General features: G+C 66.3%; 16 protein-coding genes and 1 pseudogene. 7 read left to right on the plus strand and 10 right to left on the minus strand.

Annotated features, from left to right (window positions below; translation table 11 throughout):
• Positions 1-7: 7 nt before the first annotated feature.
• The 3 genes from QFZ54_RS01160 to QFZ54_RS01170 all read right to left on the minus strand — a co-directional run bounded on the left by QFZ54_RS01160 (position 8) and on the right by QFZ54_RS01170 (position 2,085).
• The gene (locus QFZ54_RS01160; RefSeq protein ID WP_093399601.1) at positions 8-349 is read right to left on the minus strand and encodes an acyl-CoA thioesterase; all 342 of its coding nucleotides are present in this window, start codon (positions 347-349) and stop codon (positions 8-10) included.
• Positions 350-393: 44 nt separating this feature from the next.
• Positions 394-606, minus strand: coding sequence for a hypothetical protein (locus QFZ54_RS01165; protein ID WP_307083638.1), 213 nt, complete (start codon positions 604-606; stop codon positions 394-396).
• A gap of 126 nt (positions 607-732) precedes the next feature.
• Positions 733-2,085: a pyruvate dehydrogenase complex dihydrolipoamide acetyltransferase gene (locus QFZ54_RS01170; protein WP_307083640.1), complete on the minus strand. Its 1,353-nt coding sequence runs from the start codon at positions 2,083-2,085 to the stop codon at positions 733-735.
• A 135-nt stretch (positions 2,086-2,220) separates the two neighbouring features.
• Here QFZ54_RS01170 and QFZ54_RS01175 point away from each other — a divergent pair, with 135 nt between their 5' ends.
• On the plus strand, positions 2,221-2,676 hold the full coding sequence (locus QFZ54_RS01175; RefSeq protein WP_307083642.1) for a universal stress protein: 456 nt from the start codon (positions 2,221-2,223) through the stop codon (positions 2,674-2,676).
• Between the two features lie 7 nt (positions 2,677-2,683).
• On the opposite strand, the gene QFZ54_RS01180 is transcribed toward QFZ54_RS01175, so the two are convergent.
• Positions 2,684-3,358 carry a PAS domain-containing protein gene (locus tag QFZ54_RS01180; RefSeq protein WP_307083645.1) on the minus strand — a complete coding sequence of 225 codons (675 nt, stop codon included), beginning with the start codon at positions 3,356-3,358 and terminating at the stop codon, positions 2,684-2,686.
• Positions 3,359-3,540: 182 nt separating this feature from the next.
• On the opposite strand from QFZ54_RS01180, the gene QFZ54_RS01185 reads away from it, so the two are divergent.
• The gene (locus tag QFZ54_RS01185) at positions 3,541-4,830 is read left to right on the plus strand and encodes a M28 family metallopeptidase (protein ID WP_307083647.1); all 1,290 of its coding nucleotides are present in this window, start codon (positions 3,541-3,543) and stop codon (positions 4,828-4,830) included.
• 27 nt (positions 4,831-4,857) lie between these two features.
• Here the strand turns inward: QFZ54_RS01185 and QFZ54_RS01190 are convergent, their stop codons facing one another.
• Both QFZ54_RS01190 and QFZ54_RS01195 read right to left on the minus strand, forming a co-directional pair.
• Entirely contained in the window at positions 4,858-7,230 is a 2,373-nt protein-coding gene (locus QFZ54_RS01190; protein WP_307083649.1) for a putative bifunctional diguanylate cyclase/phosphodiesterase, read from the minus strand.
• A gap of 203 nt (positions 7,231-7,433) precedes the next feature.
• Positions 7,434-9,197, minus strand: coding sequence for a fatty acyl-AMP ligase (locus tag QFZ54_RS01195; protein WP_307083650.1), 1,764 nt, complete (start codon positions 9,195-9,197; stop codon positions 7,434-7,436).
• A gap of 96 nt (positions 9,198-9,293) precedes the next feature.
• On the opposite strand from QFZ54_RS01195, the gene QFZ54_RS01200 reads away from it, so the two are divergent.
• The 5 genes and pseudogenes from QFZ54_RS01200 to QFZ54_RS20310 all read left to right on the plus strand — a co-directional run.
• Entirely contained in the window at positions 9,294-9,974 is a 681-nt protein-coding gene (locus QFZ54_RS01200; protein ID WP_307083652.1) for a regulatory protein RecX, read from the plus strand.
• A gap of 93 nt (positions 9,975-10,067) precedes the next feature.
• Positions 10,068-10,667 (plus strand): cold-shock protein, encoded by a 600-nt coding sequence (locus tag QFZ54_RS01205; RefSeq protein WP_307083654.1) that lies wholly within the window; start codon positions 10,068-10,070, stop codon positions 10,665-10,667.
• A gap of 68 nt (positions 10,668-10,735) precedes the next feature.
• Positions 10,736-11,161, plus strand: coding sequence for a DUF192 domain-containing protein (locus QFZ54_RS01210; RefSeq protein WP_307089205.1), 426 nt, complete (start codon positions 10,736-10,738; stop codon positions 11,159-11,161).
• Positions 11,162-11,573: 412 nt separating this feature from the next.
• The gene (locus QFZ54_RS01215) at positions 11,574-11,966 is read left to right on the plus strand and encodes an NADH:ubiquinone oxidoreductase subunit NDUFA12 (RefSeq protein WP_307083656.1); all 393 of its coding nucleotides are present in this window, start codon (positions 11,574-11,576) and stop codon (positions 11,964-11,966) included.
• 197 nt (positions 11,967-12,163) lie between these two features.
• Positions 12,164-12,397, plus strand: a pseudogene (locus QFZ54_RS20310) (DUF2155 domain-containing protein); the annotation flags it as partial.
• Positions 12,398-12,432: 35 nt separating this feature from the next.
• Here the strand turns inward: QFZ54_RS20310 and aat are convergent.
• The 4 genes from aat to QFZ54_RS01240 all read right to left on the minus strand — a co-directional run bounded on the left by aat (position 12,433) and on the right by QFZ54_RS01240 (position 14,681).
• Positions 12,433-13,161: a leucyl/phenylalanyl-tRNA--protein transferase gene (gene aat, locus QFZ54_RS01225; RefSeq protein WP_307083657.1), complete on the minus strand. Its 729-nt coding sequence runs from the start codon at positions 13,159-13,161 to the stop codon at positions 12,433-12,435.
• Positions 13,158-13,880 carry a ParA family protein gene (locus QFZ54_RS01230; protein WP_307083658.1) on the minus strand — a complete coding sequence of 241 codons (723 nt, stop codon included), beginning with the start codon at positions 13,878-13,880 and terminating at the stop codon, positions 13,158-13,160. Before QFZ54_RS01230 ends, aat begins: the two co-directional genes overlap by 4 nt.
• 108 nt (positions 13,881-13,988) lie before the next feature.
• The gene (locus tag QFZ54_RS01235; RefSeq protein WP_307083659.1) at positions 13,989-14,372 is read right to left on the minus strand and encodes a hypothetical protein; all 384 of its coding nucleotides are present in this window, start codon (positions 14,370-14,372) and stop codon (positions 13,989-13,991) included.
• Between the two features lie 138 nt (positions 14,373-14,510).
• A complete protein-coding gene (locus QFZ54_RS01240) occupies positions 14,511-14,681 on the minus strand; it encodes a hypothetical protein (RefSeq protein ID WP_307083660.1) in 171 nt (56 codons plus the stop codon).
• Positions 14,682-14,836 lie beyond the last annotated feature (155 nt).

Raw genomic sequence — 14,836 nt, forward strand, 5'->3', positions numbered from 1 at the left:
CAGAAAATCAGTTGGTTTCGGGCGGCACGGGCCGCGGTTTGCGATCGTCGCCGACCGCCACGAAGATGAAGCGCGCCTGGGTCACCTTGCAGCTGTCGTTGCTGTGGCGCGCGCGACGCCACGCCTCGACCTCGATCGTCATCGAGGTGCGGCCGACCGCGATCAGGTCTGCGTAGACCGACACTTCGTCACCGACGACGACCGGCATGTGGAACTTCATAGCGTCCGCCGCAATGGTGACGGCGCGGCCCCCGCTGCGCCGCGACGCGACAGAGCCGGCGGCAAGATCCATCTGGCCCATCAGCCAGCCGCCGAAGATGTCGCCGTAAGGGTTGGCATCGGCGGGCATCGCGGTGACGCGGATCGTCGGGGCCTTGTTGGGGGGCAGGTCGGTCACGCTTCACTCCTGCGGGTCGTTTGGTCGAGACGGCGGGCCCGGCGCAGCGGTCCCAGGCCCATGAGCGCGGTCGCGACCATCGCCGCCGCCCCGCACGCCCAGATCACGTCCTGCCCGAGCGGATACGACCATGCCGCCGCCCAGGTGATCGCGATGGCAACGACGAGGCCTGCGAGGATGTGCAGGATCTCGATGGTCGTCTTCTTCATAGTGAAGCGGAACCGCACACCCCCGTTCGCCCTGAGCGAAGTCGAAGGGTGTGAGACTCACCTGCTTCGACTTCGCTCAGCACGAACGGGGTGGAGGGGCGGGGTGCGGCGGTCATGCGTTCGAGCTTACGCCAGCATGCCCAGCGGGTTCTCGACGAGGTGCTTGAACGCCTTCATGAACTGCGCGCCGTCGGCCCCGTCGATCGCGCGGTGATCGAAGCTGCCGGTCGCCGACATGACGGTTGCGACCGCCAGTTCGTCGCCGATCACGACCGGACGCTTTTCGCCCGCACCGACGGCGAGGATCATCGCCTGCGGAGGATTGATGACCGCATCGAACTGCGTGATGCCGAACATGCCCATGTTGCTGATCGAGGCGGTACCGCCCTGATATTCCTCGGGCTTCAGCTTGCCGTCGCGCGCACGGCCGGCAAGGTCCTTCATCTGCGTCGAGATCGACGACAGCGATGCGGTGTCGGCGCCGACGATGATTGGCGTGATCAACCCCGACGGGGTGCTGACCGCGACCGAGATGTCGGCACGCTGGAAGGTGATGAGCTGGTCGGGCGTGAACATCACGTTGCAGGTCGGGACCTGCATGAGCGCGACGGCCTGCGCCTTGATCAGCAGGTCGTTGACCGACAGCTTCACGCCGCGCGATTCGAGGCTCTTGTTCAGCTCGCCACGCAGCTTGAGCAGCGCATCGAGGCGGATGTTCACGGTCAGGTAGATGTGCGGAACGGTCTGCTTCGACTCGGTCAGGCGACGCGCGATCGTCTTGCGCACGTTGCTGAGCTTGGTCGCTTCGTGCGGGATGTCCGGCACGGTCGCGGGCTTGGCGGCGGACACCGGTGCAGCGGACGCGGTCGGCGCAGCAGCTTCGGTCTTCGCGGCAGCTGGTGCGGCACCGGGCTTGGCGCTCTCGACGTCGGCCTTGACGATTCGACCCTTGGGACCGGAGCCGGACACGGCGCCGAGATCGATGCCCTTGTCGGTGGCGAGGCGGCGGGCGAGCGGGCTGGCCTTCACGCGGTCACCGCTGGCGGCGGGCTTGGCCGCACCGGCGTCGTCTGGACGGCCGTGATCCTCGGCCGAAGCCTCGGTGCGCTCGACCGGCTCGGCCTCGGTCCCGGTCTTGTTCGGGTCCGTCGGATCGGGCTTGGCTTCCGATTCCTTCGCGGCGGGCTCGGGCGTCTCGCTCTTGGTCGGTGCCGACGAGACGGAAGACGCATCCTCGCCCTCTTCGGCGATGATCGCGATGACGGTGCCGACCTTCACGTTGTCGGTACCCTCGGCGACGAGGATCTTGACCACGGTGCCTTCGTCGACCGCTTCGAATTCCATCGTCGCCTTGTCAGTCTCGATCTCGGCCATCAGGTCGCCGGATTTCACGACGTCGCCCTCCTTGATCAACCATTTGGCGAGGGTTCCCTCCTCCATGGTCGGGGACAGGGCAGGCATCTTGATCTCGATCGACATGGATTTCCCCAGGGCGTGACGTAACGGCATGCCTACTCGCGCCCTCGTCCGCTCGGGTCAACCCCGTCGGCGCAAGTCGGTGGTCTTGCGTCGTGCGCGGCTTCGGGCCACCTACGTCCCATAACGGGGGCTAGAATGCGCATTTATCTGGTGGTTATCGACGACAGTCCCGAAGCCGGCATCGCCTTGCGGTTCGCCGCGCGGCGTGCCGTGAAGACCGGCGGCGGCGTCGAGATCCTGACCGTGATCCCGCCGCAGGAGTTCATCGCGTTCGGCGGCGTGCAGGCGACGATCGAGGAAGAGGCGCGGCTGCATGCCGAGGGGCTGGTGGCCGGTGCCGCAGGGACGCTGATCGAGGAATCGGGGCTGCGGCCGTCGATCACCGTGCGCGAAGGCGAGGCGGCGAAGATCATCCGCGAGATGATCGAGGCGAACCCGAATATTGCCGCGCTGGTGCTGGGAGCCGCGGCAAGCGGGGCGCCGGGCGAACTGATCGCGCATTTCGCGGGAACCGACGCCGGCGCGTTGCCCGTGCCGGTGATGATCATTCCCGGATCGCTGACTCGCGAGGCGATCGACCGGTTGAGTTGATCGGCTGCTAACTGACTTTCATCGCGGCCTGATTCGCCAGCAGCCGTTCGACGCTGGCGATCCCGGTCTGGGTGAGTTGCAGCGCATCGAGGTCGGCATCGAGCGGCTCGAGAAGCGATTTCGCCTGTAGCACCCGTACCCAGCGGTTGAGCGTCGAGCGCGACAGGCGCAACGTGTCCGCGACCATGTCTACGCTCGCGATCCGGCTTTCGGCTTCGGCGACATACACGATCAGCAACGTCGTCCATGCGTGATCGGCGAAAAGATCGGCACCAAGCACGGCGTCCCTGGCGCGAATGATACCGAGCAGATCTTTTGCCCTGCGCCACAGACGATACGGCATGTCGTCGCCGCTGCTCATGCGGTCGGCGAGCGTCTGCACGCTGGAGAGCGTACCCATCAGATGCCCCGACTTGCCGTTGTCGAGCCGCGAAACCTGGACTTCGAGCGTGATGATGTCGCCTTCGCCACCGATGTAGCGTTTCTTGATGCGTGCGGAATTGCCGTTGGGCTTCAGCGCGGCGATGTGGCTCAGGTTGCGGGCGACATCCTCGGGGTGCGTGATCGAAAGGTAGGACAGACCGCGAAGCTGTGTCTGGGTGCGCTGCAGCATTACCGCGACCGGCTCGTCGATCGCCAGAATTACGCCGTCGCCGTCCGAAACAGAATGGCCAATGATCATGCTTGGTCCTTACACACGGATCCAGATAGTACCGTAAAAGCTTAAAAAAGTGCAAATATTCGGCGGGCGGGCGCCTCGTAAGATCTTGGCGCGGCGCGCAATTGCACCTGCGCGACAATAATCGCGGGGGCACGATCATATCCGCTTGAGCGAAGCGCCGGATCGGGCCACCATCCGCGCGCATGCCAATTTTTGCCGTTCCGCTGCTTCTTGCCGCCGCCGCCCCTTACCCTGCTCCGTCGTCGGTTCGCCTGAAGGCGGACGTGACCGCGATGGTCGGCTTCGGTACGCGCCACACCGCGTCGATCACGACCGACCCGAAACGCGGTATCGGTGCCGCTCGAAACTGGGCTGCGAGCCGGTTCCAGGAGATCGCCGCGACCTGTGGCGGCTGCATCACCGTCGACCGCATCTCGCGCCGGTTCACCGGGCCACGCGCGCCGACCGGCGTGGTGGTCGAGGATGTGCTCGGTATCCAGAAGGGCCGCGATCCCAATCGCGTGGTGATCGTCGGCGCGCATATCGACAGCCGCGTGACCGACGTGATGAACGTCACCTCTGATGCGCCCGGCGCGAACGACAACGCGTCTGGCGTGGCGCTGGTGCTGGAGGCGGCGCGGTTGCTGTCGCAGCGCCAGTTCGATGCGACGATCGTCTACGCGGTGTTCTCGGGCGAGGAACAGGGGCTCTGGGGCGCCGAACTGCTCGCCGATACCGCTAAAGCGCGCGGCTGGAAGGTGTCGGCGATGCTCAACAACGACATCGTCGGCAACACGGTCGGGCAGGGCGGCGTACGCGTCGCCGACAAGGTCCGCGTGTTCTCGGAAGGCATTCGCGCATCGGAGGATCTGGTCGCACAGCAGGGCCGCCGCGCGGAGGGTGGTGAGGACGACGGCCCCAGTCGTGCGCTGGCCAAGGCGATCGACGGCATCGCGACGGGTATTCCCGGCGGCCTGGACGTGATGATCGACCGCCGGCCGGACCGGTTCGGGCGTGGCGGCGATCACGAGCCGTTCCTGAAGCTCGGCTATCCGGCGGTACGGTTCTCGGTGGCCGCCGAAAACTGGGACCGCCAGCATCAGGACCTGCGTACCGAAAAGGGCGTGGTCTACGGCGACACGATCGAAGGCATGGACTTCCCGTATCTCGCCAAGGTCACGGCGATCAACGTCGCGACGTTGTCGCGAATCGCCAGCGCACCGGCTGCGCCCGAGGACGTGTCGATCGCCGGGGCCTTGTCCCGCGACACGACGGTAAAGTGGGCGGCAGTACCGGGCGCTGCCGGATACCGCGTGCGGTGGCGCCGCAACGATGCGCAGACCTGGGCCGAGACTCGCGACGTCGCCGGAACCTCGACGGTCCTGACGCAGCTCCCGGTCGACGACAATTTCATCGGCGTCTCCGCCCTCTCGCCCACCGGCGCGGAAAGCCTCGTCAGCTTCGCGGGACGCGAACGCCGGCCGACCCGGTAACGGTAAATCCGGTCGTGCATAGGCCGTCTACGCGGCGGCCGATGCTCTCCAGCGCCCGTTGGCCAGTGCGCGCGCCTGTTCGGCGGGCATGGGGCTACCGAAATAGAAGCCCTGGACGTTGGCGCAGCCGAACTCCTGTGCCATGCGGTGCTCGGCTTCCGTCTCGACGCCCTCGGCCGTCGTGCTGATGTCGAGGCTGCTGGCGAGCGCGATCACTGCGTGGACGATCGCGACGGCTTCGCGCATTCCGGCAGCCGCATCGCGCACGAAGCTGCGGTCGATCTTGATCGCCGAAAATCGCGTGCGACTGAGATAGCCCAGTGACGAATGGCCGATGCCGAAATCGTCGAGGCTGAGGCGGACGCCCAGATCGAGCAGGCGTTCCAGCACCTCGGTCGCGCCCAGCGCGTCGCTGAGGAACACGTTCTCCGTGACTTCGAGTTCGAGTCGGTCCGCGGACAGGCCGGTGTTCGCCAGCGCGGACGTGACCGTCGTCACGAAGTTCGGGTTCTGCAGCTGGTCGGCGGAAACGTTGACTGCGACACGGATTTCGGACGGCCATCGCGCCGCTTCCTCGCACGCGGTATGCAACGCCCAGGCCCCGATCGGCGCGATCAGACGCGCATCCTCGGCGAGCGGAATGAACTTGTCGGGGGCGATGGCGCCGAACCGCGGACTGGTCCAGCGCAGCAGCGCCTCGAACCCGACGAGCGTCTGGCCGCGTGCGTCGACGACCGGCTGATAATCGAGGTGCATCTCGCCATTCTCGAGCGCCGTCCGCAGCGCCATTTCCAGGATACGCCGTTCCTCGGCCTTCACGTGCAGTTCGGGCTCGTAGAGGCGGTACACCCCGCGGCCGGCATCCTTGGCACGGTAGAGCGCCAGATCGGCAGAGCGGACCAGCATTTCCGCGGTGCGTCCGTCGCGCGGGCCGATCGCGATGCCGACGCTGGCGCCAATGTAGAGCGTGTGCGCGTCGATGTCATAGGGCTGCGACAGCGTGTCGATGATCCGCTGCGCAAGCGTCTCGATCGCGCCGATGTCGCTCGCATCGCGCACGATCACCGCGAACTCGTCACCGCCCAGACGCCCGCACAGGCTGCCGTCCCCTATCAAACCCTCGATCCGCTCGGAGACGCGGCCCAGCAGGCGATCGCCGATCGGGTGGCCGAGCGTATCGTTGACCGCCTTGAACCGGTCGAGATCGAGCATCATGAACGCATAGCGACCGCTCCATCGGTCCGCCTCGGCCATCGTCGTGACGAGCGTCTCGTTGATCATCAGCCGGTTGGGCAATCCGGTAAGCGCGTCGAATCGTGCCATACGATTGATCCGGTCTTCCGAAGCGCGGATCTCGGTGACGTCGGACGTGACGCCGCGAAATCCGTAGAATTCGCCGCCGTCGCTGAACCGTGGCGAGGCGGCAATGTCCCACCAGCGGTTCTGGCCGTTGATCGTCACCGGCACGCGGACGTCGCGGAAGCTCTCGCGCCGTCGCAGCTTCTCCGCCAGCGTGCGCAATTCGGGTGCGAAGTCACCGCTCTCCCAGCTCGGGCCGGCCAGCAACTGGAGCAACGGCATGCCCTCGATCGCACCGGGGGCGAGGCCGCATGCGACCGCGAACCGCGACGAGGCGCGGACGATGCGGCGCATGGCATCGGTTTCCCACAGCCAGTCGGCGCCGGTGTCCTCGAACTCGCGGAGCAGCAGGCTGACGGTCTCGTCGCGTTCGTTCAGCGTGATCTCATTGGCGCGGATAAGCACCAGCGCGCGGGCGCGACTGATGCACCAGACCATCAGCAGCAGCGTGAACCCGAGTATCCCGAATGCCGCCGACGTCGTGCCCGCGATCAGCAACTGTGCGACCATCGCCGCGCCGAGACATCCGAGGAAGGCGAGCGTCGCGAGCGCCAGCGGGGCCATGGCGAACGCCGCAGCGGTCATCAGGACGGTGAGCGTGATGCCGAGCCCCGCGGTCGTACCCGATGGTACGTGCGTACAGAACAGGATCGGTACGCACGACCAGCCGATGCCGAGCGCCAGGCCCTCCCATCCGGTCTTGCGCAGGTCGCGCACGCTCGCCTCGTCTTCGCAGGTCCGAGGCACGGCAAGGCGCCGAACCACGACCGCAACCGCGATCGCGGCCAGCAACGCCGACCATGTCGCGATCTGCCATCCGGGGATGGAATCGCGCACGAGGAAGCCCGTCGCCAGCACCGCGGCGATGTTCGCGCTGAGCAGGACCAGTGCCATCCGGCGTCCCGCGAACAGTTGCGCGGCACGGATGCGACTCCATTCCACGTGATCCGGCCCATCGCTCCGAAACCCCAGTAGCGTGGGGATATCGACGGTCACGGGACGCGACAAAGAGGGCGATGCAGGGCTCACGGCGTCGGTCATAAGACAGCCTGGTTAGCAGATGGTTCGTGTCGCCCAAAATTGACTGAAATTAAAGTCGGTTTTGGGTCTAATACGAAAGGTTGCGCCCGCCTGCCACAGTTTCACCCGCATGTCAGCGTCGTCCCGAGACCCGAGCCACCCGGTTCCAAGCGACCGGTCTCTAGCGATACAGTCTCGGGCTAGTGAGCCTTCGGCAGCGGGACTCAGGCGGCGATGTCGTACGGCTTGATGTCGCCGCTGAGGTACAGGTTGCGTGCCTTCGCCCGGCTCAGCTTGCCAGACGAGGTGCGGGGCAGGGTACGCGGCGGGATCAGTTCGATCAGGCAGTTCATGCCCGTCACCGACCGGACGCGCTCGCGGATCTCGTCGCGCAGGCGCAGGCGTTCGGCTTCGTCCGAGCTGCGGCACTGGACCAGCACGGCAGGCGTCTCCTCGCCGCCGGGCGTCGTGATCGCGAACGCGGCGATGTCGCCCGCCTTGAAGCCAGGAAGCTGTTCCACCGCCCACTCGATGTCCTGCGGCCAGTGGTTCTTGCCGTTGACGATGATCATGTCCTTGGCGCGGCCGACGATGTAGATGTAGCCGTCCGACATATAGCCCATGTCGCCGGTATCGAGCCAACCACCGACCATGCAGGCCTCGGTCGCGGCGTCGTCGCGGAAATAGCCGACCATCACCGACTTGCCCCTGCACCAGACTTTTCCAATCGCGCGATCGGGGAGGGGGGTGCCGTCCTCTTCGCGGATTTCGATCTTCATGTCGCGGACCGGTTTGCCGCAGTTGACGATCGCGCGATAACGCTGCGGGCGATCCCCGCCGCGTGACCCGCCCGAAAGCTGTGTTTCCTCGACGAGTTCGACGCGGATGCCTTCGCCCGGCGGCATCAGCGAGACGGCGAGCGTCGCTTCGGCAAGGCCGTAGCTCGGCAGGAACGCGGTCGCCTTGAAGCCCGCATCGGCGAATGCATCGACGAACGACTGCATCACGTCGGGACGGATCATGTCGGCACCGTTGCCGGCAACCCGCCAGCGCGACAGGTCGAAACGGTCGCTCGCCTTGGTCTGCGACGACATGCGGCGCGCGCAGATATCGTAGCCGAAGGTCGGCGAATAGCTGAGCGTCGTGCCCGTGTTGCGGCTGATAAGATCGAGCCAGGCAAGCGGACGGCGCGCGAAATCCTCGGTCTTCAGATAATCAGTCGAGACCTGATTGGCGATCGGCGACAGGAAGCAGCCGACCAGCCCCATGTCGTGATACCAGGGCAGCCACGAGACGCAGCGATCGGTGTCGCAGACTTCCATGCCGTGGCTGTGCGCGGCGAGGTTGTTGAGCAACGCCTCGTGCGTGATGACGACGCCGTGCGGGAAGCGCGTCGAGCCGCTGGAATATTGCAGGTACGCGATGTCGTCCGGCTTCGCCTCGGGCAGATTCGCGACGGGCGCGTCCTGCGCGGCGAACTCGGACCAGTCGATCCCGACCGTGCCCGACAGGCGCGCGGCCTCGCCGGCCATCTGCGCGAGTTCGGGCGGGAAGATCAGCATCTTCGGATCGCAGCTCGAAAGCTGGACGCGGAGCTGTTCGATGTACGAACCGCGGCCGCCGAACGAGGTCGGCAGCGGTAATGGCACGGGCCATGCGCCCGCATAGACGACGCCGAAGAACAATGCGGCGAACTCGGGGCCGGTCTCGGCGACGAGCGCGATGCGGTCGGCGGGGGCGACACCGGCGGCGATCAGGCGATCGGCCATCGCACGGGCGTCGGTGCGGAGTTGCGAATAGGGGTAGGGCTGCGACAAGGTGCCACGCGCGTCGTGGAAATTGAGCCCGCGGTTACCGCTTGCCGCGTAATCGAGCGCTTCGCCCAACGTGCCGAAATCGGCGAAGCGGCGCGGCAGGGCGTCTTGGGTCGGCGTCGCAACGATCGCCGCTACGGTCATGCCGCCCTTGTTGGCCGTGTCGGTCGTCATCGCAGTTCCTGCCTTGGTTGGTCGCGGTGCTCGCACACCACACCTATCTTCAGTCTAGCCGTTCAACTTCGGGTGCCAGTGTGGCACAATGATGGCGTGACCGATGATAGCCACAGCGAAAGCACCGCGTTTCCCTCGTCGCTGGATGTCGGCGACCAGGAAAACGGCGCGTTCGACGATCGTGGCGATACCAAGCGGCGCGGCAAGAGCTGGGGCAAAGGCGGCGGCAAGGAACGATCGCGCGAGCGTCCTGCGCCGAAACCACTCGACGCCGCTGCGCTGGAGCAGCTGGCGCTGCGCTATGTCGAGCGGTTCGCGACCACGCGCGGGCGGCTGACCGATTACCTGATGCGCAAAATCCGCGAGCGGGGCTGGGACGGCGGCACCGGCGCGGCGCTGGCCGAGCCCGGCGAACTGGCGCAGCGGATGGCCGATCTCGGCTATGTCGACGACAGGGCCTTCGCCGAACAGCGCGCTGCTGCGATGCAGCGGCGAGGGCTGGGCGCTCGGCGTGTCGCGGGAGCATTCCGAGAGGCTGGCATCGAGGAAGGCGACGCGGAGTCGGTCGCGCCCGCGATCGCGGACCGCGCGGTCGAATCGGCACTCGCCTTCGCGCGACGGAAACGAATCGGGCCCTACGGCTCGGGCGACGGCGACCGGAAACTGCACGAGAAACAGCTCGCGGCGATGCTTCGGGCCGGCCACCGGTTCGATCTAGCGCGCAAAATTGTTGCTGCACCGCCGTCCGATACCCCCGAATTGATGGATTTCGACTGAGGATCGCAACGGGTTCATTGCGACTGCGACGAACCGTGCTAGCAAGGCGTTCAGGGGTGTAACAATGCGTAACGACACGCAGCAGGTGCTGACATGCCGGTAGAGGTGGGGCCAGTGGAAGCGGGAACGACGACGCTCGAGGGTGTTGGCGAGGGTGTCGGCACGGGTATTGGCGCGGCCGAAACGCGAGCGATCGGCGGCATTATCAAATGGTTCGACGTCACGCGCGGGTTCGGCTTCGCGGTGGCGGACGACGAGACAGTCGGCGATATCCTGGTGCACTTCTCCGTCCTACAGGCGCACGGCCGCCGCAGCCTCCCCGAGGGCGCGCGAGTCGAGACCTTGTCGATCCAACGCGGCCGCGGGTTCCAGGCGCGCGAAATCCTCTCGATCGACCTGACCAACGCGGTCGAGGAGCCGGTCCGGGCACCGACGTCGCCCGACCGCGTCGATCCGATCGCGATGATCGACGCGGCGGGACCGTTCGAGGCGGCGTCGGTGAAGTGGTTCAACCGGTTGAAGGGCTATGGCTTTCTGGTACGGGGTGCCGATGGCAGCGACATCTTCGTCCACATGGAAACGCTGCGCCGCGCCGGGATCGAGACGGTCGAGCCCGACCAGCCGCTCCGCGCGCGCGTGGTCGAAGGGCGTAAAGGACCGCTTGCCGTCGCGGTCGAAGAGGATCTTGGATGAGTTTCGTTGCGAAGGCGGTTTTGGCCGGGGTGTTGGCACTGGGCATCGGCGCCGGGGGTGTCGCGTACATGAATAGCGACGCCGACTCGGACGTGGCTAAGGTCGCCACGGTGCCGCTGACGATCAAGAGCGCTAACGGGACGCATGCGTTCCAGGTCGAGAGCGCGAAGACGGAAGCCGAGCAGGCGCGGGGCCTGATGTTTCGCACCGACCTGAAGCCCGACGGTGGAATGCTGTTCTGGCCGTATCCCGCAAAGGGCGGCGAGCCCGTGGCCGCGAACTTCTGGATGAAGAACACGCCGAGCCCGCTCGACATCCTCTACATCCGCGCCGACGGCACGATCGCGCGGATCGCCGAGAACACCGTACCGTTTTCGGAAGCGCCGATTCCGTCGGGTGAGCCGGTCGGCGCCGTGCTGGAACTGATGGGCGGCCGTGCCGCGGAACTCGGGATCGCCGAGGGTGATCTGGTGACGTGGGACAAGGCGAAATAGGCTGGAGCTGTCTTTCGCACGTGTTCTGACAATCTCATCCGTCTCACGATATCGTTCCAGCACCATACCGCCCCGGCGAAGGCCGGGATCCAATCGGGAAGGTCGCTGTAATATCGGGCAGCGCTTCGTTAGCGACGTTCCCCAATTGGGCCCCGGCCTCCGCCGGGGTGGGATACGTGGCTGGCCGACGTCTCTGGTTAAATGTTTTCCCGCGAAGGCGGGGACCCCGACTGGGCTCGCGCCTTCGCGGGAGAACAACGAAGGGCGAACGACCTTGGGCAAGACGGGACCAAAGCCCCAACACCGAACCTCCACGATCCTCTCTGCGGGCGGGGTAGGATAAGGCCCTCGCAACGCCTTCCCCCAACGATCAAGGGTTGAAGCCCGCCCCCACTCGCGTTAAGCGCCAGCCATGGGCTTTCTCGCATCGACTTTCACGTGGTGGAACGGCGCCACCCTCGGCACCAAATTCGGCTTGCGCAGCATGGCGAAGAAGGGCGAGGACGCGCTCGGCAACGTCTATTACGAAGGTGGCAAGGACACCGCCGGCAACCCGCGCCGCTGGGTGATCTACCAGGGCGCGACCGACGCAAGCCGCGTCCCGCCGGCGTGGTTCAGTTGGCTGCATCACCAGGTCGACGACGTGCCCGATCGCGCGCTGCCGCCGGTCCGCGTCTGGCAGAAGCCCGCCGTGCCGAACATGACCGGCACAGCGCTCGCCTATCGTCCCGCCGGTGCGCTCGAAAAGGGTGGCCACCGTGCCGCCGCGACGGGTGATTACGAAGCCTGGACGCCCGAAGGGTGATCATGCGCTGGCTCGCCGCGGCCGTGTTGGTCGTGGCGTTGGCGGTGGGCGGCTGGTTCGGATACCGCGCGCTCACTACGCCCGCGACGCCGGTCGCCGTGGTCCAGCAGGACCTCCCCGGTGCGGACGAAGCCGGCAATTCCTCGATCGAGACGATCGATACCGGTGCTGCCGCGATTGCCAATGGCGGCACGCCGATGGCGCAACGCGTGGCTGTGCTCGGCCTGCTCAACAAGCGTAACGGCGAAACCCGCGAAGTGACGCTCAAGCCCGGCCAGTCGACGCGCATGGGCGACGTCGTGCTGCGGCTGCGCGCATGCGAACAGACCGCACCCTGGGAGCAGGAGCAACTCACCGGCGCGTTCGTGCAGGTGCTCGTGCGTGGAGCCGATACGCGTTGGCGGCGAACGTTCTCGGGCTGGCTGTACAAGGAGCGTCCCGCGCTGAACGCGGTCCAGCATCCTGTCTACGACGTCTGGACCAAGAGCTGCGCGATGACTTTCCCGGGGACCGGCCCCGATACCGCGCCGGTTGCGGAGGCCTTGCCCGCCAAGCGATCGAGTGCGCGGAAGTCGCCGGCCGACGCCACGCCTGCAGCGGCCGAGGCGCCAAGCGCGCCGCCGAGCGACGCCCCCAGCAACGCGACGTAATCGGCGCGGTCGATCTCGATCGCGCCGAGCGAGGCGAGGTGCGACGTCTGGAACTGGCAATCCAGCAGCGTGAAGCCGCCGGCACGGAGCCGCGCGACGAGGTGCGCGAGCGCGACTTTGGAGGCGTCTGTGGCGCGGCTGACCATGCTTTCGCCGAAGAACGCGCGACCGAGCGACAGCCCATACAGCCCGCCGACCAGCTTGCCGCCATCCCAGCACTCGACCGAATGCGCGAATCCCATCGCGTGGAGCGTGTGGAAGACACGTTCGATGCCGTCGTTGATCCACGTCTCGGGACGACCCTCGACGCTCTCTGCGCAAAGCTGCACAATGCGCTCGAACGCAGTATCGACGGTAACCTGGAAACGGTCGGCCGCGATCGTCTTCTTGAGCGAGCGCGAGAGCTGGAAGCCGTCGAGCGGCAGGACGGCGCGGCGGCGCGGCTCGACCCAATAGACGCTGGCGGCATCGCGGCTGTCCGCCATCGGGAACACGCCGACGGAATAGGCACCCAGCACCAGTTGCGGATCAAGGATGTCGCTCATGCCGCGAGCCGATGTTCGATCCGCCGCCAGAGATCGGCCAACGCCTGCGCCGCGGCGGACTTCGGCGCGAACACGCCGACCGGCGCGCGCTTGACCGCCATCGACTCGATCCCGCTCGCCATCGGAATGACCGGCCAGTCCGGGTGCGAGGCAAGCGCCTCGGCATGCAACGCGCGCCGCTTGTCGACCATCACGTGGACCGGAAACAACGGCGTTCGGCCGCCTAGATGCTGAACGACCGCGTCATAGGCACGGGTCGACAGCGGCGAGGGGATGACGGGAATCACGATCAGGTCGGCGGCGCGCATCACCTGATCCGCCGTCTCGGTCAGACCCGGCGGGCAATCGAGGATCACGCGATCGTAGCCGGCAAGTTCGGCCAGCAGCTTGGCGAGCCGCTTCTTCTTGTCGAGATCGTGAAACAGCTGGTCGAGCCCGCGCAGCGACGCGTCGGCGGCGATCAGGTCGAGGTGGCGGTACGCGGTCGGCCGCGCCTGCTTGGCGACCGCGACGTCCTTCGAGAACATCGCCTGCGCCTGGTCGACTTTAGCCCCGGCTCCAGGGGGGCCGCCGAGCACCCAGGTCGACGCGGCCTGCGAGTCGAGATCCCACAGCAGCGTCCGGCGTGCGGACAAGGTCGCGGCGCACCACGCCAGGTTCACCGAAAGCGTCGTTTTCCCGACGCCACCCTTGAGGCTGTAGATCGCAACGGTTGCCATCAGCCTAGCGTGCCGGTCTGCGGCAGCGAGGGCAAGAGCGTGTGACGCAAAGAAAAACGGCCGGCGGATGATCCGCCGGCCGTTTCAGAACGAATAAACACCAAAGACTTACGCGTGGCAGGTCTGTGCAGACTTGCCGGGTGCGGTCAGCGTGACGTTGGAGTCGTCACCGGTCATCGACCAGCCGCCCTCGGCGGTTTTCGGTGCGCCGGCGACGTCCGACTTCAGCGTGGTCGCAGTACCGTCCTTCTTGGTGCGGACCCGGGCCTGCTTGTCGCCCTGGAAGAACGTCACGTAGAGCAGGCTGTTGTCCTTGCAGCGCAGCGTCACCTCCGACTTGATCGCGGGCGGCAGCTCGACCGGCGCAGCGTTGGCGAGCGTGTTCGCCATCGGATCGGGATTGGTATCCAGCACCTCGGGCGCAGCGGGCTTGGAGTTGCAGGCAGCCAGCACGAGCAGCGCGGCGACGGCGGTCATGGGGAGAATTTTCATGGTGGAACCTCGCTTCGCGCATGCAGCATGGAGCGTCAAGGCTTTAGGGTTGCGGTACCATGGCGCCGCGACGAACGGGTCTGCGGTCATGACGGGACGCCTTGACTGCGACGCGAAGTGCGTAAAACGAACCGTTGCTCAGCCGCAGGGCGGGCAGGCCCGGTCGGCCACGTCGGTCTCCGAATGCAGGCGACTCTCGACCATCGCCAACGGCGTGGCGATGTGCGCGGCAATCAGCGTGTCGCCGGCCGAATCCATCAACTGGGCAGCCTCTTGCAGCAAGGTCAACGCACGCCGGTACTCGTTCATCGTCAACGCTCCAAAGACGCTATTAACTAACATAGATCATACTGACGGCACGGTGAATGGCGAATGACATTTCCGTCACGTAATCCGATTTGCGGGCTTGGCGGGCAAGGTTCGCGGGTAGCCGGTTTAACGGCGCAAACTTTCGCTCGCTTGCT

Source organism: Sphingomonas faeni, from assembly GCF_030817315.1.
In the GTDB taxonomy this organism is placed as follows: Bacteria; Pseudomonadota; Alphaproteobacteria; order Sphingomonadales; family Sphingomonadaceae; genus Sphingomonas; species Sphingomonas faeni_C.